Origin of the sequence: Variovorax sp. GrIS 2.14, assembly GCF_046115955.1 — a bacterium.
Classification (GTDB): Bacteria; Pseudomonadota; Gammaproteobacteria; order Burkholderiales; family Burkholderiaceae_C; genus Variovorax.
Map to the genome: position 1 here is coordinate 43,099 of NZ_JBJXIA010000002.1, position 21,040 is coordinate 64,138.

At 62.4% G+C, this 21,040-nt stretch carries 36 protein-coding genes and 2 tRNA genes; 14 read left to right on the forward strand and 24 right to left on the reverse strand.

What is annotated here, in order from left to right:
• Positions 1 to 46: 46 nt before the first annotated feature.
• The 17 genes from RCH10_RS03890 to RCH10_RS03970 form a co-directional block, all read right to left on the reverse strand.
• Positions 47 to 271, reverse strand: coding sequence for an XRE family transcriptional regulator (locus RCH10_RS03890; protein ID WP_409051371.1), 225 nt, complete (start codon positions 269 to 271; stop codon positions 47 to 49).
• A gap of 66 nt (positions 272 to 337) precedes the next feature.
• On the reverse strand, positions 338 to 511 hold the full coding sequence (locus tag RCH10_RS03895; RefSeq protein ID WP_409051372.1) for a hypothetical protein: 174 nt from the start codon (positions 509 to 511) through the stop codon (positions 338 to 340).
• 47 nt (positions 512 to 558) lie between these two features.
• Complete coding sequence (locus RCH10_RS03900) at positions 559 to 822, reverse strand: hypothetical protein (protein WP_409051373.1); 264 nt, start codon at positions 820 to 822, stop codon at positions 559 to 561.
• Between the two features lie 30 nt (positions 823 to 852).
• Positions 853 to 1,317, reverse strand: a complete 465-nt coding sequence (locus RCH10_RS03905) for a hypothetical protein (protein WP_409051374.1) — start codon at positions 1,315 to 1,317, stop codon at positions 853 to 855.
• An 86-nt stretch (positions 1,318 to 1,403) separates the two neighbouring features.
• Positions 1,404 to 1,823, reverse strand: a complete 420-nt coding sequence (locus RCH10_RS03910) for a hypothetical protein (RefSeq protein ID WP_409051375.1) — start codon at positions 1,821 to 1,823, stop codon at positions 1,404 to 1,406.
• A gap of 94 nt (positions 1,824 to 1,917) precedes the next feature.
• Complete coding sequence (locus tag RCH10_RS03915) at positions 1,918 to 2,199, reverse strand: hypothetical protein (RefSeq protein WP_409051376.1); 282 nt, start codon at positions 2,197 to 2,199, stop codon at positions 1,918 to 1,920.
• Entirely contained in the window at positions 2,199 to 2,663 is a 465-nt protein-coding gene (locus RCH10_RS03920) for a hypothetical protein (protein ID WP_409051377.1), read from the reverse strand. The genes RCH10_RS03915 and RCH10_RS03920 overlap by 1 nt, the downstream gene beginning before the upstream one ends.
• On the reverse strand, positions 2,660 to 3,178 hold the full coding sequence (locus RCH10_RS03925; RefSeq protein WP_409051378.1) for a hypothetical protein: 519 nt from the start codon (positions 3,176 to 3,178) through the stop codon (positions 2,660 to 2,662). The genes RCH10_RS03920 and RCH10_RS03925 overlap by 4 nt, the downstream gene beginning before the upstream one ends.
• A complete protein-coding gene (locus tag RCH10_RS03930; RefSeq protein ID WP_409051379.1) occupies positions 3,175 to 3,489 on the reverse strand; it encodes a hypothetical protein in 315 nt (104 codons plus the stop codon). The genes RCH10_RS03925 and RCH10_RS03930 overlap by 4 nt, the downstream gene beginning before the upstream one ends.
• Positions 3,486 to 3,938: a hypothetical protein gene (locus tag RCH10_RS03935; protein ID WP_409051380.1), complete on the reverse strand. Its 453-nt coding sequence runs from the start codon at positions 3,936 to 3,938 to the stop codon at positions 3,486 to 3,488. Before RCH10_RS03935 ends, RCH10_RS03930 begins: the two co-directional genes overlap by 4 nt.
• The gene (locus tag RCH10_RS03940) at positions 3,935 to 4,150 is read right to left on the reverse strand and encodes a hypothetical protein (RefSeq protein WP_409051381.1); all 216 of its coding nucleotides are present in this window, start codon (positions 4,148 to 4,150) and stop codon (positions 3,935 to 3,937) included. The genes RCH10_RS03935 and RCH10_RS03940 overlap by 4 nt, the downstream gene beginning before the upstream one ends.
• Complete coding sequence (locus RCH10_RS03945; RefSeq protein WP_409051382.1) at positions 4,147 to 5,034, reverse strand: hypothetical protein; 888 nt, start codon at positions 5,032 to 5,034, stop codon at positions 4,147 to 4,149. Before RCH10_RS03945 ends, RCH10_RS03940 begins: the two co-directional genes overlap by 4 nt.
• Positions 5,031 to 5,384 (reverse strand): hypothetical protein, encoded by a 354-nt coding sequence (locus RCH10_RS03950; protein ID WP_409051383.1) that lies wholly within the window; start codon positions 5,382 to 5,384, stop codon positions 5,031 to 5,033. The genes RCH10_RS03945 and RCH10_RS03950 overlap by 4 nt, the downstream gene beginning before the upstream one ends.
• Positions 5,381 to 5,971, reverse strand: a complete 591-nt coding sequence (locus RCH10_RS03955; protein WP_409051384.1) for a GIY-YIG nuclease family protein — start codon at positions 5,969 to 5,971, stop codon at positions 5,381 to 5,383. Before RCH10_RS03955 ends, RCH10_RS03950 begins: the two co-directional genes overlap by 4 nt.
• Before the next feature lie 117 nt (positions 5,972 to 6,088).
• Entirely contained in the window at positions 6,089 to 6,238 is a 150-nt protein-coding gene (locus RCH10_RS03960) for a hypothetical protein (protein WP_409051385.1), read from the reverse strand.
• 205 nt (positions 6,239 to 6,443) lie between these two features.
• Positions 6,444 to 6,623, reverse strand: a complete 180-nt coding sequence (locus RCH10_RS03965) for a hypothetical protein (protein WP_409051386.1) — start codon at positions 6,621 to 6,623, stop codon at positions 6,444 to 6,446.
• On the reverse strand, positions 6,624 to 6,893 hold the full coding sequence (locus tag RCH10_RS03970) for a YdaS family helix-turn-helix protein (RefSeq protein ID WP_409051387.1): 270 nt from the start codon (positions 6,891 to 6,893) through the stop codon (positions 6,624 to 6,626).
• Positions 6,894 to 6,977: 84 nt separating this feature from the next.
• Here RCH10_RS03970 and RCH10_RS03975 point away from each other — a divergent pair, with 84 nt between their 5' ends.
• From RCH10_RS03975 to RCH10_RS04040, 14 genes are all read left to right on the forward strand, one after another.
• Complete coding sequence (locus RCH10_RS03975; RefSeq protein WP_409051388.1) at positions 6,978 to 7,715, forward strand: S24 family peptidase; 738 nt, start codon at positions 6,978 to 6,980, stop codon at positions 7,713 to 7,715.
• Positions 7,716 to 7,873: 158 nt separating this feature from the next.
• Entirely contained in the window at positions 7,874 to 8,089 is a 216-nt protein-coding gene (locus RCH10_RS03980; RefSeq protein ID WP_409051389.1) for a hypothetical protein, read from the forward strand.
• Entirely contained in the window at positions 8,086 to 8,277 is a 192-nt protein-coding gene (locus tag RCH10_RS03985; protein WP_409051390.1) for a hypothetical protein, read from the forward strand. The genes RCH10_RS03980 and RCH10_RS03985 overlap by 4 nt, the downstream gene beginning before the upstream one ends.
• Before the next feature lie 89 nt (positions 8,278 to 8,366).
• Entirely contained in the window at positions 8,367 to 8,684 is a 318-nt protein-coding gene (locus RCH10_RS03990) for a hypothetical protein (protein ID WP_409051391.1), read from the forward strand.
• Entirely contained in the window at positions 8,681 to 10,090 is a 1,410-nt protein-coding gene (locus RCH10_RS03995) for a hypothetical protein (RefSeq protein WP_409051392.1), read from the forward strand. Before RCH10_RS03990 ends, RCH10_RS03995 begins: the two co-directional genes overlap by 4 nt.
• Positions 10,091 to 10,095: 5 nt before the next feature.
• Positions 10,096 to 11,010, forward strand: coding sequence for an ERF family protein (locus RCH10_RS04000; RefSeq protein ID WP_409051393.1), 915 nt, complete (start codon positions 10,096 to 10,098; stop codon positions 11,008 to 11,010).
• Positions 11,007 to 11,648: a lambda exonuclease family protein gene (locus tag RCH10_RS04005; RefSeq protein WP_409051394.1), complete on the forward strand. Its 642-nt coding sequence runs from the start codon at positions 11,007 to 11,009 to the stop codon at positions 11,646 to 11,648. Before RCH10_RS04000 ends, RCH10_RS04005 begins: the two co-directional genes overlap by 4 nt.
• A 60-nt stretch (positions 11,649 to 11,708) precedes the next feature.
• On the forward strand, positions 11,709 to 12,062 hold the full coding sequence (locus RCH10_RS04010; protein WP_409051395.1) for a hypothetical protein: 354 nt from the start codon (positions 11,709 to 11,711) through the stop codon (positions 12,060 to 12,062).
• On the forward strand, positions 12,063 to 12,947 hold the full coding sequence (locus RCH10_RS04015) for a DUF2303 family protein (RefSeq protein ID WP_409051396.1): 885 nt from the start codon (positions 12,063 to 12,065) through the stop codon (positions 12,945 to 12,947).
• On the forward strand, positions 12,947 to 13,135 hold the full coding sequence (locus RCH10_RS04020; RefSeq protein ID WP_409051397.1) for a hypothetical protein: 189 nt from the start codon (positions 12,947 to 12,949) through the stop codon (positions 13,133 to 13,135). Before RCH10_RS04015 ends, RCH10_RS04020 begins: the two co-directional genes overlap by 1 nt.
• A gap of 29 nt (positions 13,136 to 13,164) precedes the next feature.
• On the forward strand, positions 13,165 to 13,452 hold the full coding sequence (locus tag RCH10_RS04025; RefSeq protein WP_409051398.1) for a hypothetical protein: 288 nt from the start codon (positions 13,165 to 13,167) through the stop codon (positions 13,450 to 13,452).
• On the forward strand, positions 13,449 to 14,054 hold the full coding sequence (locus tag RCH10_RS04030; protein ID WP_409051399.1) for a hypothetical protein: 606 nt from the start codon (positions 13,449 to 13,451) through the stop codon (positions 14,052 to 14,054). The genes RCH10_RS04025 and RCH10_RS04030 overlap by 4 nt, the downstream gene beginning before the upstream one ends.
• Entirely contained in the window at positions 14,047 to 14,292 is a 246-nt protein-coding gene (locus tag RCH10_RS04035) for a DUF4224 domain-containing protein (protein ID WP_409051400.1), read from the forward strand. Before RCH10_RS04030 ends, RCH10_RS04035 begins: the two co-directional genes overlap by 8 nt.
• Positions 14,289 to 15,317, forward strand: a complete 1,029-nt coding sequence (locus RCH10_RS04040; RefSeq protein WP_409051401.1) for a tyrosine-type recombinase/integrase — start codon at positions 14,289 to 14,291, stop codon at positions 15,315 to 15,317. Before RCH10_RS04035 ends, RCH10_RS04040 begins: the two co-directional genes overlap by 4 nt.
• A gap of 65 nt (positions 15,318 to 15,382) precedes the next feature.
• Here the strand turns inward: RCH10_RS04040 and RCH10_RS04045 are convergent.
• From RCH10_RS04045 to RCH10_RS04075, 7 genes are all read right to left on the reverse strand, one after another.
• Positions 15,383 to 15,458 (reverse strand) — tRNA-His (locus RCH10_RS04045).
• Positions 15,459 to 15,488: 30 nt separating this feature from the next.
• Entirely contained in the window at positions 15,489 to 17,402 is a 1,914-nt protein-coding gene (locus RCH10_RS04050) for a SurA N-terminal domain-containing protein (RefSeq protein WP_409051402.1), read from the reverse strand.
• An 87-nt stretch (positions 17,403 to 17,489) separates the two neighbouring features.
• Positions 17,490 to 17,565, reverse strand: a tRNA-Val gene (locus tag RCH10_RS04055).
• A gap of 16 nt (positions 17,566 to 17,581) precedes the next feature.
• On the reverse strand, positions 17,582 to 17,854 hold the full coding sequence (locus tag RCH10_RS04060) for an HU family DNA-binding protein (protein ID WP_187052611.1): 273 nt from the start codon (positions 17,852 to 17,854) through the stop codon (positions 17,582 to 17,584).
• 251 nt (positions 17,855 to 18,105) lie between these two features.
• Entirely contained in the window at positions 18,106 to 19,191 is a 1,086-nt protein-coding gene (locus RCH10_RS04065; RefSeq protein WP_409051403.1) for a tartrate dehydrogenase, read from the reverse strand.
• Positions 19,192 to 19,213: 22 nt separating this feature from the next.
• Positions 19,214 to 20,101 (reverse strand): alpha/beta fold hydrolase, encoded by an 888-nt coding sequence (locus RCH10_RS04070; protein WP_409051404.1) that lies wholly within the window; start codon positions 20,099 to 20,101, stop codon positions 19,214 to 19,216.
• 62 nt (positions 20,102 to 20,163) lie between these two features.
• On the reverse strand, positions 20,164 to 21,039 hold the full coding sequence (locus tag RCH10_RS04075; protein WP_323496531.1) for a DMT family transporter: 876 nt from the start codon (positions 21,037 to 21,039) through the stop codon (positions 20,164 to 20,166).
• Position 21,040 lies beyond the last annotated feature (1 nt).

Below are 21,040 nucleotides of genomic sequence, written 5' to 3' on the forward strand. Positions count from 1 at the left end.
GCGCTGATTCAGCCAGCCCCCGCGGCTGAATTCAAGGGGGGTCGAACTACAGCTTCTTGTCCTTGATGCGGCGCTGGAACGCCCACCACGTCACGTAGGGCATGCGGCGCTCGCCGGCTTCCCACTGCTCCCACGCGCGGGTGCTGCACCAGATCATTTCCGCCGCGGCGCGCTGGCTCAGGCCTGCGGTGATGCGGGCAGTCTGGATCTCTTCGGTGCTGGGGTTAGCGCCCTCACCGGGCTTGGTGCTTCGGTTGGGGTGTGTGCTCATGCCTTGAATGTAGCCTCCTATCGCGTGCGGATTGCACTGGCAAGGCTCGAGGCCTTGACGGTGGAATCAGGCCGCGTCGAACATCGTCAGGATTTGCCCGGCGCTCAGTGCGCAGGCAACGCAATGCTTCGCTGACGCATCCACGGCGAACCATCCCGACCAAAGCGCGTCCTCTTCGGCACCCGTTGTTCTCTTGCGGTTGCGCAACCGTTTGAGCACGTCGGCGTGGGTGTTGTCCATGCGGAAATTGCTTTGCCAGAAAAGCAGGTCGCCGATCGGCCGCGTTCTCACTCTTCGCTCCCTTCCCGGTCGCCCGGGTGGTCGGGGTCTTGCGGGTTGGGGTGCGCGATCAGTTGGGCCTGATAGTTACGCCGGGCGCGGCTCTCGAAGGCCAGTTCATCGCGCTCGGACTGGTCTGGTTGCTCGTCGTACTGCGGGAAGGTGGGCATGGGTTTCCTCGGAAACGGTGAGTAAGGGATGCGGTCCATGAAGGCCCGGCATTGCGCGTTGAGGGACTGGCCCTGCACGCGCAGAAGAAATACGGAAGTCACGGGGCACGCTCTGCGTCCAGGCGGTTCCCATCAGTCGGCGGTGAAGACGGTTTCAGCCTTGGCGAGAACGACCTTTGCCGTGTCGTAGATGCCCTTCATGTCCTGGCCAAGCGAGCGGGCCCTTTGACACTCAGCCACGATCGCGGCCAGCGCGTCGAGCGCATCCAAGGTGACGGCGCCCAGCACGTCCATGTCGACTTCGCCCACGCGCTCGATTGCTTCCTCAAAGCCCGGGCAGCACGTGTAGTCGGAGATCACGTCGGCGCCGTTGCCGATGACGCAGAACAGGCCCGGGCGTCGCTTATTGCCGTCGACCAAGCCCTCGAACACGATCGTGCAGTCGAAGTCCACCGCGTCGATCGCGTCCAGCACTTCGGCTTCGGTGGTGACGGGCATCAGGTCGTCGCCGCCCTCGTTCACCGCGACCATGACGAAGCCGGCTTTGGCCGCAGCGCGGATTGCGCGGGTGATCTGGATTCGTTCGATTGCTTGCATGGTTGACCTTGAGCCCCTGATACCCCGAGGCGCGGGTGTTGCGCGGAGCGCACTGTGAAGCCTGCTGCGACAGGCTTGCAGTGCGTTCAGGCTTCGATGCCGGCCTCGATGGTTGCCCAGCCTGCGGGGGCGGTGGAACGGTTCGCATAGTGGGCTTTGGCAAGTTGAACGCTGGCGTCGACCTGCGCCAGCGCGGCCTCATGCGCCTTGCGAATCGCCTTCTCAGTGCAGGTGCCCGGGTGCGTTTCGCCCGTCATGTAGAAGTCGCAGGCGGCGCGCTCTGCTTCGGTCAGGAAAGGCGACACCGGCGGGTTGGACACGCGGAACCCGCGTTCAAGGCGGCTCACTGCGAGCACGGTGCAAACACCCTTCTCTTTAGTCCATGCCTTGTGCGTCTTGATGCCCAGCGACAGGTTGCCGCCGAGCGACACATAGGTGGCTGCTTCCCATCCATCGCGGCCCTTGATGAAGAAGGTTTCGTAGCGGGTTTTTGCGAGTGCTGCCATGATCTTTTCCTTGAGCCCCTGAACCGCGAGGCGCCAGCTGCAACATCTGTTGCAATGAACGAATGATATCCCTCAATGAGTGGGATAACATGGACTATTTCAAACTATTTTTTGCCAGCTTTTCCATCAGGTCGCCGAGACATGAAAGCTCGGTCTTCTTCGTCACGTTCCAGATGCGGCGCAGGCCATGGATGCCGTTGTGCGGGCCGGTGTGACAGCCTTGGCAGAGCGGCAGAGTGAGGAAGTGCGTTGACTGGTCGATGTGGTGCGCATCGCTCGGCCCGGGCTGGTCGCACACGATGCACGGTTGGCTCTTGACCCATGCAACGTGCGTCCGCTCGGCTGCCGATGGCGCCGGTTTATTCTTCGTTCTCATTACGGGTTGTCGGCAATCCAGCCGCTGTAAATCTGATCGAGCAGGCGGAGCATTTCGGCCTTCTCGAAGCGCGGCAGGATCACCGCAAGCAGCGCGTCGATCGCGGCGTTGTAGAAGCGTTCAAAGTCGTCCTGGCCCATGCTCTCGAAGGCGATCGACGTTGGCACCTTGATGACTTCGAGCGTGGCCGGGTCGACGTGCGGCTCGAAGAAGCCCGCGGCCAGCTTCAGCGCGACCAGCGCCTTTTCGGTCGTGTCGTACACAGCATGGTTGTTGCTCAAGAAGGAAAGCAGCGCGCCAAACTTCTGGTGATGGTCGACATGCCGCGGGCTCGACCACTCGAACCGCACGCATGCGCCGGGCTTTGATTTGGCAAGGCGCCGCTTGAACTTCAGATAGGCCTCGTGATCGTCAGGCGTGGCGCCGCGCAAGCCCTTCTCTGTGACCACAAGCAATGCCTTCACGTCGTCTCCCACCCTGGCACGATCGAGGACACCTTGCGCTTGATTTCGTTGTATTGCTTCTCGGCAACGACCACGAGTTTTTCGCTGGGGTGGTACTTCGCCATGCGCGCGATCGTGGTCTTGCTGCGTGCGTCCATCCAGCCCTTTACCTCGTGCCACTCGATAGACCCGTTGGGGTTGGTCACGCGGAAGTCGGGCAGATAGCTGACGACACCGCGGCGGATGCCCTCGAACCAGAACGTGTGCGGCTCGTGCTCCCATGACTGGATCTGCCCGATGCTGCGAAGCCATTCGAGGTACGCGGCGTAGTTCGCTTCCCACCGCGAGCGGAAGAAGCACCGCTGCCCGCCGTGCGTGCGCCATGCGGCCTTCCATGAGCCGCGCGGGTTGGCGAAGGGAATGCCGACTGCTCGCTTGGCCACCACGGCACTGGCCTGGATGGCTTCGAGATCCGGCGTGGGTGCGCCGGGGAAATGAATGTCTTTGCCGGCTGCATCTTTGGGGTTGTGGATCAATGGGCCATGGCGCCGAGCGCCCACACGGATGCGGGCGCATGGCGCATGGCGTGCTGCGTGGTCGTCATCGGGATGTAGGGCAAGCAAGGCGCTTCGATCACTGGCACCTCGGGCACTTTGGGCGAGCAGCGCAGGTAAAGGCACGGCAGGCGATCGGGATTGGCGCGCAGCGCGCGGCCGTGGTGCACCAAGTCGCCGATGATTTTTCCGACAGTCACCGGCGACAGCTTGCACAGCACGGCCACCTCCGCAGCGGTCTGCGCTGCACGCTCGTGGAGGAACGATTCGACCCAATTGGTTTTGTTCTTCATGCCGCCACCGCCTCGAGCAACGGAACGAAGTCGGTCCAGTTGATGTGCTGCGTGCGCATCTTCACGGCGAGGTCGCAGGCGGCGTCGACCAGTGCCCGGCGGGGCAGTACCTCGATGAGCCGATTGCAGGCGTCAAGGCCGCTCACGATCGACGCGCGGCGGGCTGCGGTGATGGTCGGCTCGTCCTTTTGCTCGTACACCGCGTTGCAGGCGCCACGAATGATGCGCAGCTCGAGCAGATCGGTATCGACTTCCTCTGCGATGCAGGCGCCGAGAACCACGAAGAGCACGCGGCCGGCGCCGTTCACCATTTCGTTGGAGCCATCGCCCATCAGTGCGGTGATCTGCCCGGACGTCACGGTGCTGCGCCATTCCTTGTCGATGATTGCCCGTTCGATGAGGGACACGCCCATGGGCTTACGTTGGGGCTTGCGATAGAAGCGGGTCATTGGGTTTCGTCATTGGCAGCAGGGAAGTAGTAGGACCACATCGAAAACGCGGCGCGGTGGTTGCGCTCGATGCAGTACTGCCGCGCGATGCAGGCGCGGTTTTCGGGTGTGTCGGGCACGTTGCCGGTGTTCATGCGGCGCTCGTTCACGGCGGCGATGTGCCCTGCGTGCTGCGCCGCAATCAGGTGCTGAGTCAGGGCCAGCATGCTCACGCTGGCACTCCTTCGACAGCGGCGCGCACGCGCAGCAGGTAGGCGGGGAACTGCTCGCGGCTGGCGCTCATGTCCGCGTCGTTCCACTTGCCCAGGCCGAGCGCGATGCCCTTGGCTTCGATGCTGGCGCGGCTGGCGTCCCATGCAGCGGTTGGCATGCCGGCGCCGGTGGCGATCGTGGCGGCATCGCCCATCTGCCGCTTCACGATGGCCAGCAGGTAGCTCAGGCCTTTCGGTGGCGTGGCCTTGGAGCACGTCTGTGCGGCTGCCTCGAAGGTTTCGAGCGGCACGCCCTGCTCAATGAAGGCCAGCAGTTCGGGATGCGACGGGTTGACCCCGGTGATGCCTTTGGCCTTGATGGCCTTGCAGACTTCGCCGGCCAGCGACCCCCGCGTAAGTTCGGGCGGGCTGCCAATTACCGTATTACTGGTTCCGGTTCCGGTTCCGGTGTCGGAATCTGGTCGGACTCCCGTGGTTGTCCCGTGGGACAAGGGTGGGACCTCAGGAGGAATCTTTCCGCGTGCCAGAGCCTTGCGATCGGACTCCTTGCGGCGGCGCGTCATCATGTCGACCACGAACAAAACGATGGTGTCGTGATAGAGCCGGCCATCGTCAGCCTGCCACCAACCGCGGCGCAGCGTCGTACGGTGCTTCACGAAGGTCTTGAGCGGCATTCCGATGCGCGCGGCTATCAGTTCGTCGCTGTCGGGCATGGAGCCGCACGGGGTCTGCTTCCATGCTGTCAGCCACAGCATGAGCAGCCATGGCTTCAGTTCGGCCGATGCAAGCGCCCAGGTGTCCGACTGCTCAATCTTTTCGTGGTCAAGCTCGAACCGCCAGCCCTTCGCCCGCACGTCGCCCGGGTAGGGAATTGCCCTGGTCAATGGGCGCCGCCCGGCATGCGGCGCGCGGCCTTGGCGTGGCGAAACTCGAACAGGCCTTCATTTGCTGGGTTCACCAGCGCGAAGAGCCGCGCGAAGTAAGGGGTGTGCCAGTCGTTCAGCTTCCAGTGCCCACAGCCCACGTCCTGTAACGCGGAGTGGTGCCGTAGCGCTTCGATGATGGTGCGGGCGCTGTAGTGCTTGAAGCCCTTGGCGACCACGTGCAATGCCTCTTCCTCGAAGGCGTCATAGACGTGCAGGTTGCCCGGCAGATAGGCAACAAACTCGGCCGTGAAGTGGTCGGCGTTCGCGGCAACCATCGTGGTTGCGCGGTGTGTGAAGAGGTCGCTCATGTGCCCATGCCCCGGACTTGATGCTTCAGCCACTCGGCCTCAATCCACTTCGTCGCTACATCGAAGCTGGTGCTGAAAAATTCACCGCCTACGCGATCGTCCGCAAAGTGGCGATGCGCTATGCGCTCAATTGCTGGGGAATGCAGACCGTCCAGGCTGACCCACGTGCGGAGTAGTGCCGCCTGATTCGCGCCAGCAACATCGGCGATGCGCGCTACGGGTCGGGTCGAAAAGCCGATCTTGATGTTCCCGTCGTCAAACTCAGCGACGTAGACATGCTTGCGGGTCGCCTTCTGATCGAAGTCGCGTCGGTCGTAGGCCATGGCGGTGCCGTAAATGGCTTCGCACAGAAGCTCGTAGTGCTTCAATGCGCTGTAGACCCGGCTGATGCTCGGGCACTCGCTTCCTTCGCGCGAAACCTCACGCTCGTACGTGCGCTCGATGAACAAGACTTGTGACGTAAAGCCCTCGATGACCACTGCCATCTGCTCACGCGACATTTCTTGAATATCGGCAGGCATCAACGTTTGTCGGACCATCACTTTCGCGTGAGTCTCGGCGTCCACTGGCACGTGCGGCTTGTTCATACGGTCTTTCCGGGGTTGTTGCGGGCGGCATCACGCGGGCGCATTGGCCATGCGGCTGGGATGAGGTAGTTGCGAGCGCTGCCCTCACAGGGTCGACGAGTGGAATGCCGTACCGCTTCACTTTTTGACTTGCTTGCCGTGGATCACGATGAACCGCAGTGAGAGCACGTATTCGCCGGTGCTCATTTCGCCGTCGGCGTTGACGTTGCGCACTACACACTCCGGACTGGCTGTGCCGGCGATGCGGCGGATCTCGATCACTTGCATGGATGGCAGGCGCCACCACTGATAAAGCTCTGCGCCGTGCTGTGTGCGTGGCATCGGCGTAGGTTGATCGACCAGCTTTCTCGGCGCCTTGTCTGACCCGCCCTCGAGCGCCTTCGCCGTAGGCGCTCGAGGCAAGCCGAATAAACAATGGGACATGCGTACTTCCTACTTACAAAACAGTGTGTTGTTGGAGGGGCATGGCCACTCAGGCAGCGCGCTGCAGATCGCGGGCGCAGAGCTGGAAAGCGGAAGCGAAGGTCAGGCGCTGGGGGGAGCCCGATGCAAATGGATTGGCGTCTTCGAGGCGCTCCCCACGTTCAGCCGCGTGACGGGCGATATCGCGGACTTGCTCGGGGGTCAGGCGCTCAATGGGTGTGACGTGCATTCAGGCCACCGCGGGAACGATGGCGGGAGCGTCTTTGTGCTTGACCAGTTCGGGCCACAGCACATGCCAGTCGTCGGGGCGGGTCAGCCACCGCGGGATGATGCCCAGGCTGGCATCGTCAATGGCGAGCGCGCGCAGCATGGGCACAGCGCGGTGCCCGTTTACCCAGTCGCTCATGTCGGACTTTGCGGCGCCGATTGCCACAGCGAGTCGGCCGCTTGTGCCGACACCACCATCGGCCACGAACTGCGGAAGTGATTTGTAGTTCATACCGTTGAATGTAGCACGGGGCTAAAGCCACAGTGCTAAAACGCGCTAACGAACCTGATTTAGCTCCCGGCTTAATATGAAACCGTGAAATTTATAGACGACATAAGGCGCGAGAACCTCGCGCTACTCATCACCGAACTGGGGTCTTCCAAGGCCCTGGCGGAATTGCTCGGGCGCGATGCAGCGCAGGTCAGCCAATGGAAGCAAGGATCGAAGAACAGCCGCACAGGTCGGCGGCGCGGACTCACTGATGAAACCGCTCGTTGGATCGAAGACAAAGCCGGAAAGCCCTCGGGCTGGCTTGATATCGACCATGGGGTTATCCCTTCAATCGAAAGAATTACTTTGAGCGCCCCGATGCGGGCTTGGGAGCATGTCAAGGAATTCCCGCACGCCGGGCCGGTTTTCATTCCCTCTTTGACGGTGGAAAGTTCGCTACAAGATGTTAACGGTCAGGTCACAATCAGCCTTGTGAACATGACTTGCCACCTTTTTGACTCCGACTTCATCGCGGCCGACCAACTTTCTCCCGCGGCGCTGGGTGTCGTTTTGGCGCCTGACGAGACGATGCAGCCAACCATCGAACGGGGTGACAGGTGCGTTGTCGACACGTCTCAGACGAAGGTGCAGGACGGCAGAACCTTCGCCATCTACTACGACGGACTCATGCGGTTGCGGCGCCTTTTCGGCATCCCTGGCGGCGGTCTGCGCATAGAGACGGACAACTCCCGACACCCAACGTTGGTGCTCACCAAGGCAGACGTAGACCACGTGACCATCATCGGGCGCGTGGTCCAGCGCTCGGGGATTGGCGGTTTGTAAGGATTAAGCTAATTTACTGAGTGGTTTACCCCACATCAAGCCCGCGGCAAGCGGGCTTTTTTACGCCCCGTGCTTATCTCTCTGTGCTAAATAACTTTCACAATCTTTAGCAAGATGCTATATTTCTCCTGTCGGCAGTTCGCTGGCAGGAGAAATCAGTGAACCGTTTTGCTAAACCAGTCGTCCCGACTGAAGCCGCTCAGGAAGCGATCAACCTGGAGCGCGATCACGCCTTCTTGGCGTCCCGGTATCCCGGCTGGCAAGAGCAACGCGCCACCTTCTCCGAGCGCGCCGTCGCCAACCCCAACGGCCCCGAAGCCGCAGCCGAAGCCATCGCCCTCCGCTACCGCCTTGCCGCAGGGCTGTCAGCGTGAACTGGCTGTACGCGGCCATCGCTGCCCTGCTACTCGCCGGCACGCCCGTCTGGTTCGGCGCAGGCCCTAACGACACCACCACGAATCTCGCCACCGATGGCGACCTTGACGACGCCCAACGGGATGCCCGTGCCGCCGTGCAAGAAACCCGCGCCCTGCGCATCTTCAACTCCAAGGAAAACCTGTGAACGCTGCTCGTCCCCCTTTCCCACGCACCCGCAGTGCGATGGTCAATCAGCCGGTTCCGGCTGACGCATCCCATTCCCTTCGCGTCGACTTGAGCGACTGGACGATGGTGCCCATGGCGCGTGTTGCACGCATGGCCGCGAACGACGCCCAGGTGCGCCGCGAGCACCAATTCGCCACGGATGGTGAGTCCCGCTACAACGTGCCAATGCTGCTCTGCGTAGCCGTGGTGGTGCTGGCCGTGTGCGGTGTTGCCGCCGCTGCCTACAAGCTGCTCGCGCGGCCCGTTGCCTCCCTGTTTATGCAGGCAATTTCCAACCCGCACGCCTTCGGTGTCGGAGTCGGCGTTGTGACGGTCTTGGTCCTCGGCGCGGTGCTCGGCTTTCGCAACCGTTCGGAGCAAGCATGAGCGCCGTCCTCTCTAACTCCACCATCACCGACGTGCTGCCGCGCGGTGAAGCCGCCAACGAACCCGGTACCGCCCTGGCGCTCAACACGCCTTCGATCGGCGGCGCCATCGGCGCACTGTCCAAGGTCAATGCTGGCATTGCGGCGCTGCACGAAAAGTACCTCGGCGTTGTCTACGATGTGAGCACGGGCAAGGGCTTGGACGAAGCCAAGGCAGCGCGGGTCGAGATCCGCGCTATTCGCTACCAGATCGAGCCGACGGTGAAGGCGACGAAGGCCGCTTGGAAAGTTGCCACCGCCCAACTGGACGTCGAAGCCGCGCGCATCGTCAGCGAACTGATGAAGGTGGAAAAGCCGATCCACGAGCAGATCACCGCCGAAGAAGAGAAGAAGGCTGCCGAGAAAGTCATCCGCGATGCGCTGGCTGCTGAAGCCAAGTTGCGCACCGACACTGCCCTCGAAGCCATGCGCGGTGCGCTGGTACAGGCTGTCGGCAAAACCGCTGCGGAAATCGTGCTGCTCATGGAAGGCGTTGCGGCCGTGGTGGTCAACATCGAGGCCTTTGGCGCCGATGCTGGCGAGTGCAAGCAGGTTCAATTGCAGACCATGGATGCCTTGACCGCGATGCACGCGGCTGCTGTCCTTGCCGAGGCAAACGCGCTCGAGCTGGCAACGATGCGCGCCGCCCAGGCCGAGAACGACCGCATCGCCAACGAAGCCCGCGAAGCCGCTGAACTGCTGGTGGCAGAGGCGACTGAAAAGCAGCGCATCGCCAACGAGGAGGCCGCAGCCACGGTGCTCCGTACGCAAAAGCAGATGGCCGATGCGATGGAGGCGATCACGCGCATTCAGGGCGTCCCCGCACTGGCAGCGCGCGGCGTGCCAACCATCGACAGCGTGCGCGCTGCGCTGGCCGACGTGTCGGTGTGGGAGCCAGTCGAAGCCGCATACGGGTTCCTCTTCGCACCGGCCACGCTCGCCAAGTCGACCGCGATCGCCCAGCTGCAGGCGCTCGAACAGAAGGTGCGAGAGGAAGAGCTTGCCGCTGCTGCGTTGGTCGCCAAGGCGAAGCAGGATGCCGACGACGCCAAGGCCGCAAAGGCGCTGGCAGATGCCGAGATTGCCACCGAGCGCAAAAAGCAAGACGACGAAGCCGCGGCTGAACGTGTCGCCCAAGCCGCACGTGATGCCGCTGCGGCGCGCGACAAGGCTGCCGCTGCCGTTGCACTCAAGAAGGCCCAAGGCGTTGCTGTGCAGCTTCTGACGGCGTTGCAGGGCATCAACGTCGCGCTCGAGGCCTTGACCGATGCAGAGAGCGAACTGTCTTGCATCCCCGAAGGTCCGGAACGCCACGCGCTCGAGGACGCATGGTTCGTCGGCCGCGCTGCTCTGTTGGCTGCGGAGTGATCGACATGAACACGCAAACCGTCCTTGACGTGGAATCGCGTGTCGCAGTGGACGCGGTGCTCGGCCTCGAACCGATCACCGCGACCACGGCGATGGTCGAATCGCCGGCGCTCGAAGTCGTTGTGGCCGATAGCCCGATGGCCCAGGCCCTTCAGGCGCTCAAGGCCGGGCTGACCCTGGCTGACATGCGCGACATTCTGGAAATGCAGCGCGTCCACAACGCGGAGGAAGCACGCAAGGCCTTCGTCTCGGACATGGTGCAGTTCAAGCTGAACCCGCCCGAAATCCTGAAGGACAAGCACGTCTACTTCGAGACGTCCAAGGGCGTGACCAGCTACGACCACGCCACCATCGGCAACGTGTGCAAGGCGATCATTGCCGCGGCTGCGGCGCACGGTTTCTCGCACCGCTGGGTGCCCGGCGCGACCGACGACGGGCAACTCCTGGTGACGACGGTTATCACGCACCGGCTCGGCCACTCCGAAAAGACCACGCTGCGCGCCGGCGCCGACGCGAGCGGGGGCAAGAACGAGATTCAGGCCATCGCCTCGGCCAATACCTACATGCAGCGGCACGGTGTCTTGATGGCCTTCGGCTTCGCCACTGAGGACGCACCGGACGACGACGGCCGCGCATGGGAACTGATGCCCGACGCTGCGACCGACCCGCTGCAGCGCACCCGAGAGCAAGTCGCGGCGCCCGCTGTCGCGGCAGAGGCGCACGTCGACAAGTCGGAAACCAAGCTGACCCGCTACTGGTGCGACATGGCCAGCAAAGCCCTCACGCCCCTTGCACTGCGCGCCACGAAGCGCGAGGCCAACAAAGGCTTCCGCGAAGCAAACGACCTGCCCCGCTGGAACGCCTGGAAGCAGTGGTGCGACGAGCAGATTGCCGCCATGGTGGCAAGGCAGGCGAAGTGAGCCGCTTCATCGTCTCCCCGCACGCGCAGCAAACGCCCGGCTGGTTCACCGACCGGCTTGGCAAGCTGACGGGTTCCAAGTGCAAGGCGATCGTCGCCCAGCGCGGCGAGCGCGACGGCCGCGAAACGCTGCGGCTGGATTTGGTGTTGGAGCGCATCACGGGCATTCCCGCCAAGGGTCCGCGCATGACGGATGAAATGCGCCACGGCATCCTGAACGAGCCGATCGCACGCTCCATTCACGAAGAGCAGACCGGCCTGTCGGTGTACGAGTCAGGCTTCATGTACCTGCCGCGCCTGAAGGCTGGCGGGAGTGTCGACGGCGTGCTGACCGACGACGACGGCCGCAAGGGCATCAGTGAGTACAAGTGCCCCGGCATGCGCGCTCACTGCCGCTACATCAACGCCGGCGTGCTGCCAGCCGAGCACGCGCCCCAGGTCATTCACAACCTGTGGGTGACGGGCTACGCCTTCTGCGACTTTCAGAGCTATTGCCCGTCGCTCCCGGAGAACCTGCAAGTTTTCCGGCTGCGCGTCGAGCGCGACCAAAAGGTGATCGACGCCTACGAGCGCACTGCGATGCAGTTCCTCATGGAGTGCGACGACCTTGAAGACCAGTACCGCCAACGCGCGGCTTGATCGGCCGCAGAGCCGAGCGAAGCCTCTTCGCTGTCACACACCCCCAACCTGAAAGAGCCCATGAAATCCTTCGCGATTCAATTGTCTGAGCACAACGATGGGACCACCGTAGCGCAAGCCACGGCCAAGTTCTCGGAGTTGCTGCAAGCAGTGCAGAACAGCGGCCGCGGCGGCAAATACGCCATCACGTTCACCGTGAGCCCAGCGAACCGCACCAATTCCGGCAGCGTGGACAAGGTGACCATCACGGCCACTCACAAGCTGGACTTGCCCAAGGAAGTGCAACAGGAAGATTTTTACTTCCTCACCGATGCCGGCGAGACGAGCCGCAACCACCCCAAGCAACAGAGCCTGGAACTGCGCGAAGTCCATGGCGTGTCCCCCCTGATCCTCAAAGAAGTAGTGAGTCAATAAATGGAAAACATCATCGAAGCCGCCCAGTACGTCGCAGCCGCGGCCGTCGCTGCCCTCGAACCCAAGGTGATCTTGCACAAGGTCGGCGCCGTCACCAACGTGGTGCTGCCGCCCGAGCACAGCTTGGTCGATATCACGAAGGCGCTCGAAACCGCCCAGGCCACGCCCAACCGCAAGCAGGGCATGCGCTCGCTGGCCGACGTCCCGAGCTTCATCAAGTATCTGGATGACCAAGCCGCCCAGTCGACGGCCTACGTCTATTCCGACCTCGAACAGCGCACGCTGACCTGCATCTTCAATGACAACAAGGCCAGCGCACCAGGCTGGCGCGACCAGGGCGCGACCTTCCGGGCCGAACTGACCGACGAATTTAAGCTGTGGATCAATCAAGACCGCAAGCAGTTCACGCAGTTGGAATTTGCGACGTTCATCGAGGACAACTTCGCCGATCTGGCCGGCGCTGATGCGACCACGCTCTTGACGGTGGCCACCACGATTCAAGCTGTGGGCGCCATCAACTTTTCGAGCGTCAAGCGCCTGCACGATGGCACGTCGCAACTGACGTTCAATGAATTGATCGAAGCCGGCGCAGGCCCGAACGGCGACATGAAGATCCCCAAGACCTTCCTGATTGGCGTGCGCATCTTCAAAAGCGATGGCGCCACCGATGGCGCGTCAATCCTTGCTCGCCTGAAGTACAAGCTGCACAGCGGCTCGGTCAAGTTCACCTTCGAGTTGGATCGCCACGAGCTCGTCATCAAGCGCGCCTTTCAGGCGTACACCGATGCAGTGGCCAACGCGGTTATCGAAATGCCCGGCAAGCCCGTCGCTGGTGCGCAGCCGACCAAGCCGCTCGGCTACACCGTCCTGAACGGGAAGGCCTGATGGACCGCGGCCCCGTATCGAGTCGCCAGCGCGCTCGGCGCCTTGGCACTCTGCGGAGCCGCGCCGATCACCTGGACCGGCGCATCAGCGCCGAGCCCAACCGACAAGCCGACTTCGACCGCGCCGAACTGAAGGCGCTGCGGTGGGCGATCGGCGAACTTGAAACTCCGGTCCCCAAGGACGAATGATGGAAAACCGTCACCGAGTCATGAACGACATGTCCAAGCACAACCTCGGCGAGCACAGCAGCATCCGTGCCGAATCGCAGGCAAGGCGCGCTAGCCATCGCGGGCACGCTCCCAAGGTGCTGGCTGAAGCGGGCCTGAAGCACACCCTCTTGAACGACGGCGCGCACATATGCATCGGGCATGCAGTGGCCGACTTCTGGCCCGGTACCGGACTCTGGCGCATGCGCAAGCCCAACCAGAGCGGGCGCCGCATCGAAGGCTGCGGCGTGCAGAACCTCATTGCGTACTTGAAACAGGTCTACGGGAGCGACTTGTGAGCGAGTACACCGACGACTGCCGCGCGGCCAACATCATCGCGTCGAGGCTGCGCGGGACCGTGTACGCCCTGCCCAAGCGGCTGTCGAAGCTGGGAAAGCCGCTCGGCCGACCCCGGCGCGGCAAGGCGGACCTGACCGCCCACCAGCAACGGGTGCTCAATTACATGCGCGAGTTCTTGTTCGCCAACGACCAGTTGCCACCGTACTCGGAGCTTGCCCGTCACTTCGGCTGGAAAAGCCTTTCGACGTCGCAAGCATTCATCACGCGGCTGGCCCACAAGGGCGCGATCGAGCGCAACCAGATCGGCGGCTGGCGCTTCCCAAGGGACCATATCCATGAAGAGGTAGCGCAGGCCACCGACTGGACGACGCCAACGAGCTACCTGCTTCGCTTCGGCGATGCGCTGCAATCCCTCTGCCGCGGGCGGCGCCCCACCGAAGCCATGATGTGTGCATGGCTGGACACCGACGACGAGCAGCTGCAAACCTTCTGCTGCGATCACGGGCCATCGTGGGCGCAAGGCATCGCGGTTATCGACGCGGCGCGCGTGCTGGCAGACCAGCCGACCGAAGGCCCACCACATGAGTACCGCAATGACTGAAACCCTCTGGCTGTCCCGTGACGAGTTGCGCGAACTGACGGGCGTGCGGCAGCACACCGCCCAGCAGCGGGCTCTGGACCGACTGCGGATCAGGCATGCGCGCCGCAAGATCGACGGCAGCCTGATAGTCAGCCGCGAAGCCGCCCGGATGGCGCTGCTCGGCGTGCCCATCGTGGTTACCGGCGCGGCGCCCGCAGCAAACGAACCCGACGACGGGCTCAACTGGAAGAAAGCATGAAGCAACGCGACCGCCTCTCACAGATGGGCCTGCTACCGCGCATGGAAGCGCGCCCGCTGAAGAACGGGGGCGCCAGTTATCGGTACCACCCCGTCGAAGGCAAGCCGATCGCACTCGGTCATGACAAGGAAGCTGCACTACGCAAGGTGCTGGACCTGACGGGCGTGCGCACCGGCGAGGGGGACTTCCCGCGGCTCTGGCGCCTCTATCAAGACACCGCGCGCTGGAAGAAACTGGCCGACAGCACGAAGACTCAATACCGCGACAACTGGAACGAGTTGGAGAAGGTGTTCGCCAAGGGCTATGTCGCGCTGACGCGCCCGAAAGCCATCGCCTACTACCTGCGCATCCACCGCGCTGACGCGCCCGTAGTGGCAAACCGCGAGGTCGCCTTGCTGTCCAACCTATTCAAGCTGGCTGTAGAGCTCGGCGAAGTCGACCGCAACCCGTGCAAGGAGGTCGAGCGCAATCCCGAAGTGCCGCGCGACCGGCTGGTGGAGCACGAGGAATTTATTCCGTTCGTGGCGTGGGCGCTACAGCAAGGCCCCAGCGCGACCGTGCTGGTGTCGATGGCTCAGTTCTCGGCGCTCGCCGGCAACCGTCGCGCAGAGTTTCGGGATCTGCACTGGCCCCAGGCCAACGACGAAGTGGTGCGTCTCACTCGCGCAAAGCAGCGCGGCAATAAAACCAAACGCGAGGTAATTGGCGTGAGCGTTGCGCTGAAGGTCGTCTTGGACCGCATGCGCGCAATGAAGGACTACTCGCCAATGGGCGCGGTATTTCGCTCGCCAAAGACAAACAATGCTTATTCCGAGAGCGGATTTAAGACGATGTGGGCGCGTCTAATGCGCAAAGCTAGAGAACAGGGAATTGTGAAAGAGCACTTCACATTCCATGATCTGCGCGGCCACTACACCACGTATTACAAGGAGCAATTCGGCGAACTGCCGGAGTTGCATGCTGACCCAAAGACGACAGCGGGGATCTACGAACGCTCTAAATCGGTCAGCCGCCGAGCCCTCTGAAATTCCCAAATTGGGAATTTTTTGAGGCCTTGCTATGGTTTTGGTAGCAAGAAAGTGAGGCTAGGTGGGGTGGCTGATGGGACTCGAACCCACGACGACCAGAATCACAATCTGGGACTCTACCAGCTGAGCTACAGCCACCGAAGAGCGCGCAATTGTAGCGTCAAAAGGCTATCGAATCGCTGGCAGCGCCGAATCGGCGGGCTTCTTCGCCACGATTTCCGCTTTGAACCTTTGCTTCAGCATGTCGTAGTACGCCGTGCTTTCGGCACTGGCAACCGCCTGGGCGATCTGTCCGGCCTCTTGTTGGGCGACCTCCGGCGTCGGGGCAGCGCGAGGAATGCTTTTGAGGACGTTCACCACCGCATAGCCTTCAGCGCCCAGATCGACACCCATCAACGCCGGCAGTTTGGTCGTGTCGGCGCGAAGTGCGGCCTCGACGACCGGGATCGGTTGCGACTGCACATCCAGCCGCGACACGGTAACCGGTGCGCCGAAGGTTGCAGCTTTGGCATCCGCTTGCCATGCCGCCAGCTTGGCAGCGCCCTCGGACTTGGCCAGGGCCGATGAACGCTCAGCCAGCAGTTGTGTACGCACCTTGTCTTTGACCTCGGCGAAAGGCAATGTGCGCGCCGTGGCGTACTGTGTCACACGGCCCGCAGCGAGCTGGTTGGCGCCGACCTCGATCGCGTCCGTGTTGTGCTTGCGTTCGAGCGAATCGGGCGTGAATAACGCGGCCAGGAAATTTCGGCTCGCCAGCGCGCCGGTCGCGCCCGGGGCGGGCGTGCGCGGCACATCCGCAGCTTTCAGGATCAAGAGCTTGAGCTTGTCCGCGGCAGGTTTCAAGCTGTCCGGCTGCTGGTAAACGAGATCCTTGAACGCATCAGCGGCCTTGGCAAACTCCACGGTGGCCTGCTGGGCACGCAAGTCGTTCTCGACGCTAGCACGGGCTTGTTCAAAGGGTTGAACCGACGATGGCTTGATGTCGGTCAGTTTGATGATGTGATAACCGAACTGCGTCTCGACCACATCGCTGATGTCGTTCTTCTTGAGCGCGAACATGGCATCTTCGAAGGGCTTGACCATGGCGCCGCGCATCACGAAATCGAGGTCGCCGCCCTTCTCTGCCGAACCGGGATCCTGCGAGTTTTTGCGCGCAACTTCGGCGAAGCTGTTGGGCGCCTTCTTGACTTCGGCCAGCAGCTGCTCGGCCTTGGCCTTGGCCTTCTCGCGATCCGCGGCGGGCGCGGTGGCGGGTGCAGTGATGAGGATGTGGCTCGCACGTCGCTCTTCCTTGGTACCTAGCCGATCCTTGTTTTGCTCATAGTAGCTCTTGACGTCGGCCTCATTGAGCGCGATGTTCTTTTTTGCGGCGTCCATGTCGAGCACGATGTACTCGATGCTCGCCTGCTCGGGCCGCTGGAACTGAGTAGCGTGCTGGTCGTAATAGGCCTGCAAGTCGGCGTCGGTCACCGTCAATTTAGCTGCAAAGTCGGTCGGATTGAAGCGCGCCACCTGGACTTCACGCTTGTCATAGAACGCATTCAACGCCGCATCGGCCTGACCCCGAGTCGCGAAGGCCGTACCCGATACGCCCAACAGCACTTGCTGGGTTGAGAGGTCCGAACGCACAGCTGCTTCGTACTGCTCCGGCGTGCGGCCAGTGGCACGCATGAACTGCGCGCGATCGAACTTGCCATCTGCACCGCGAAACGATGCCAGACCCGTGTCCTCGGCGAACAGGCGCGACAGGCGCTCTTCCGACACGGTCATGTTGCTCTTCGCCGCCGCGGCAGCGAGCACACGGTCTCGCACCATGCGCTCGAGCGTTGCGTAGCGAGCAGCGCCAGTGTCGAGCAGCGCAGCATCGACGCTCGGGTTTTGCTGGCGAATGCGATCGATCTCGTTGCGGTGTTCCTGGTCCCATTGAGGTTGCGTTATCGCCTGGCCATCGACCGTAGCGACCTTCTCGCCCTGACCGTCGCCCTGGTAGCGCTCCACTCCGAACAACACGAACGAAGGAATGATCAACAAGAACAAGAACACCATCACGAACTTGTTGTACTTGCGGAAGAAATCGAACATTGAAAACTCTCTTTCACGACCACGTGTGCCGGTCGGCTCTGAAATAAAAAAGGCGAACAACCTGTTCGCCTTTGCATCGGATGGTGGTGGTGGGTGCTGAGGGGCTCGAACCCCCGACCTACGCCTTGTAAGGGCGCCGCTCTACCAGCTGAGCTAAGCACCCCACCGGAAACGATGTCTCAGTTCAACGCGTCTTTCAACGCCTTGCCCGGACGGAACTTCGGAATCTTGGCGGCCTTGATTTTAATCGCCTCGCCGGTGCGCGGATTGCGGCCTATGCGGGCTGCTCGTTTGCCAACGGCAAAAGTGCCGAAACCAACGAGCGAAACGGAGCCGCCCTTCTTGAGCGTGGTTCGAATGGCGCCGATGGTTGATTCCAGCGCGCGGGTAGCGGCTGCTTTGGAAATGTCGGCGTTCTTCGCGATGTGCTCAATCAGTTCGGTCTTATTCACAAGGGCCCCTTGTAGGTATTGAAAATTGATCGGGTGTCGTCAGCGGCGCAGCCATCCTCTCGGCGACACGAATGCCGTTTAGTTCTGGCAAGAGGATGGGCTTTCTGACAAGTCGACAGCGCACTGCCGAAAAAGATTACAACCACTGCTCTACGGGGTGTCAATACGACACGACGTTGCTCAGCTCTGTGAGGATCGCGATTTTAGGGGCGTTTTCGCGAACTGCTTTCAAGTCCTTTTGAACTGTTGTCTCAAAGCGCCGCGGCGATCGCTTTTCCCACATCAGCGGTGCCGGCGTCGCCGCCGATGTCCGCTGTGCGCGGTGCGCCGCTCTGCGGCGCCAGCACCTTTTCGATGACTGTGAGAATCGCGTCATGCGCGTTCTTGTGGCCGAGGAATTCGAGCATCATTGCACCGCACCAGATCTGGCCGATAGGATTGGCGATGCCTTTGCCGGCGATGTCCGGCGCCGAGCCGTGCACCGGCTCGAACAACGATGGCGTGGTGCGTTCGGGGTTGAGGTTGGCGCTCGGTGCAATACCGATGGTGCCGGTGCAAGCCGGACCCAGATCCGACAGGATGTCGCCGAACAGATTGCTCGCAACCACCACGTCGAAAAAGTCGGGGCGCTGCACGAAGTGCGCAGTCAGGATGTCGATGTGAAACTTATCCAGCGTTACTCCCGGGTAGTTCTTGGCCATCTCGACCACACGCTCGTCCCAGTAAGGCATGGTGATCGAGATACCGTTCGACTTGGTCGCGCTGGTGAGGTGCTTTTTGGGCCTCGACTGCGCCAGTTCGAAAGCGAACTTCAGCACGCGGTCCACGCCGACGCGTGACATCACGGTTTCCTGCACCACGATCTCGCGCTGCGTGCCTTCGTACATGCGCCCGCCGATGCTCGAGTACTCGCCCTCGGTGTTCTCGCGCACGATGTACATGTCGATCTCTCCGGGCAGCCGCGGCGAGCCGTCGCGGCGCACCACCGGCGCGATGATGCCGGGCATCAGCCGCGCGGGCCGCAGGTTGATGTACTGATCGAACTCTCGGCGGAACAGCAACAGCGAGCCCCACAGGGACACATGGTCCGCAATTTTTTGCGGCCAGCCAACGGCGCCGAAGAAGATCGCGTCATGCCCGCCGATCTGCTTCTTCCAGTCGTCCGGCAGCATCTTCCCGTGCTTCTTGAAATAGTCCCAGCTCGAAAAATCGAAGTGGTCGAACTTAAGATCGATGCCGAACTTGCGCGCAGCGGCATCGATCACACGCAGGCCTTCGGGCATGGTCTCCTTGCCGATGCCGTCGCCGGCGATGACTGCGATTCTGTGGCTGGTCATGATCTCTGTCCTTGTGGATTGGTTATGTTTTGTTCAGGGGCGAAAAGAAGTCGAATGCTTCGGCAAGCACTGCATCGGGCGCTTCTTCAGGGACGTAATGGCCGCACGGTATCGAATGGCCCGACACGTGGTGCGCGACCTCGCGCCACAGCGCCAGCACACCGAAGCATTTGCCGACCGCGCCATGTTCGCCCCACAGCACACGCAATGGCGACGCGAGCTTGCGGCCGGCAGCAACGTCCTCGCGATCGTGCACGAGGTCGATCGTGGCCGATGCCCGGTAGTCGGCGCAGATCGATTCGGCCGTGCCATCGATGCCGATGCAACGCTCATATTCCGCCATGACCTCCTGCGCGAAAGGTGCGAGCCCCGCGTGCCGCCCGCCCATCACGCTGCGCACATAACGGACCGGATCAGATGCGATGAGCGCCTCCGGCAAGGGCGGCGGCTGGATCAAGAAGAACCAGTGCCAATAGGCACGCGCGAACGCTTCCGAAGTGTTCGCGTACATCGACAGCGTCGGGGCGATGTCGAGCAGCAGCATGCGATCGACTGCCTCACCATGATCGGCGGCGAGCCGGTGCGCCACGCGCGCGCCGCGGTCGTGCGCCAGCACGCCGAAGCGTGAAAATCCGTGATGCGCCATCACGGCCATGGCATCAAGTGCCATTTCGCGTTTGCTGTAAGCGACATGGTTTGCATCGTCGGCCGGTCGCCCCGAATCGCCATAACCGCGCAGGTCCATCGCGACGACGGTGAAGCGCTCTGCCAGCGCAGGTGCCACACGGTGCCAGATGACATGCGTTTGTGGATGACCGTGAAGCAGGAGCAAGGGCGCACCGCTGCCGCCGATGCGGCCGTGCAGCACGACGCCGTCTCTCTGTACGTCGAAGGGTGTGAACTGAGTCATCGCGCTGAACATCATCGGATTGTGCGTCGCACGGTCACCTGCATGGAATCGTCAGCGCCGGTTCAGCGTTCCGCGCGCACTACCAGGCTGACACCGATGGCGGTCAGCGCGATACCTGCCAAGGTGACCGCGGTGATCGGCTCATCGAACAGCAGCCATGCCATGACGGCTGTGCAAGGCGGCACCAGATAAAGCAGGCTTGTTACGGCTGTCGCAGTGCCGCGCTGAATGAGGATGTAGAGCAACGAGCTGCCGCCCAATGTCAGTGCCAACACCGACCACGCCAAGGCGCCGATCGAATGCGAGTTCCACTGAATCGCCTCGGATTCGAGCATTGCGAAAGGCAAGGTCACGATCAGCGCCGCGCCGAGTTGCACCACGCTGGCGCTGCGCACATCGCATGGCGCCAAAAACCTCTTTTGGTACAGCGTGCCTGCGGTGATGCAGAGCAATGCGAGCAAGGCGAGGCTCATCGTGACGCCCGTCACCTCGCCGCCCTGCCCGACTTTGCGAGCCACGACAAGGACCAGTCCGGCGAAGCCGAGCAACAAACCCACCCATTGGCGGCGGCTGACGGCGCCGCCTCGCATCGACATCCAGATAGCCGTCAGCACAGGCTGGACCCCGACGAGCAATGCCACCAACCCCGAGCCCATGCCGAGCTTGACTGCAGCCCATACGCCCCCGAGATAACCCGCCTGAATGAGCGTGCCTGTCACCGCGAGATGCCCCCATTGGGAGCGCGATGCAGGCCAGGTCACGTGCGCCAGCCGGACCCATGCATAGAAGCAGACAAGCGACAGCGCGTAGCGCATAGCGAGAAACTTGAACGGCGGCGCGAAGGGCATGCCGTAGCGCGCAACGATGAAGCCGGTACTCCATATCAAGACGAACACGACCGGCATCGCTCGCAACCAGCCCGCGCCGCGGGCCGTCATG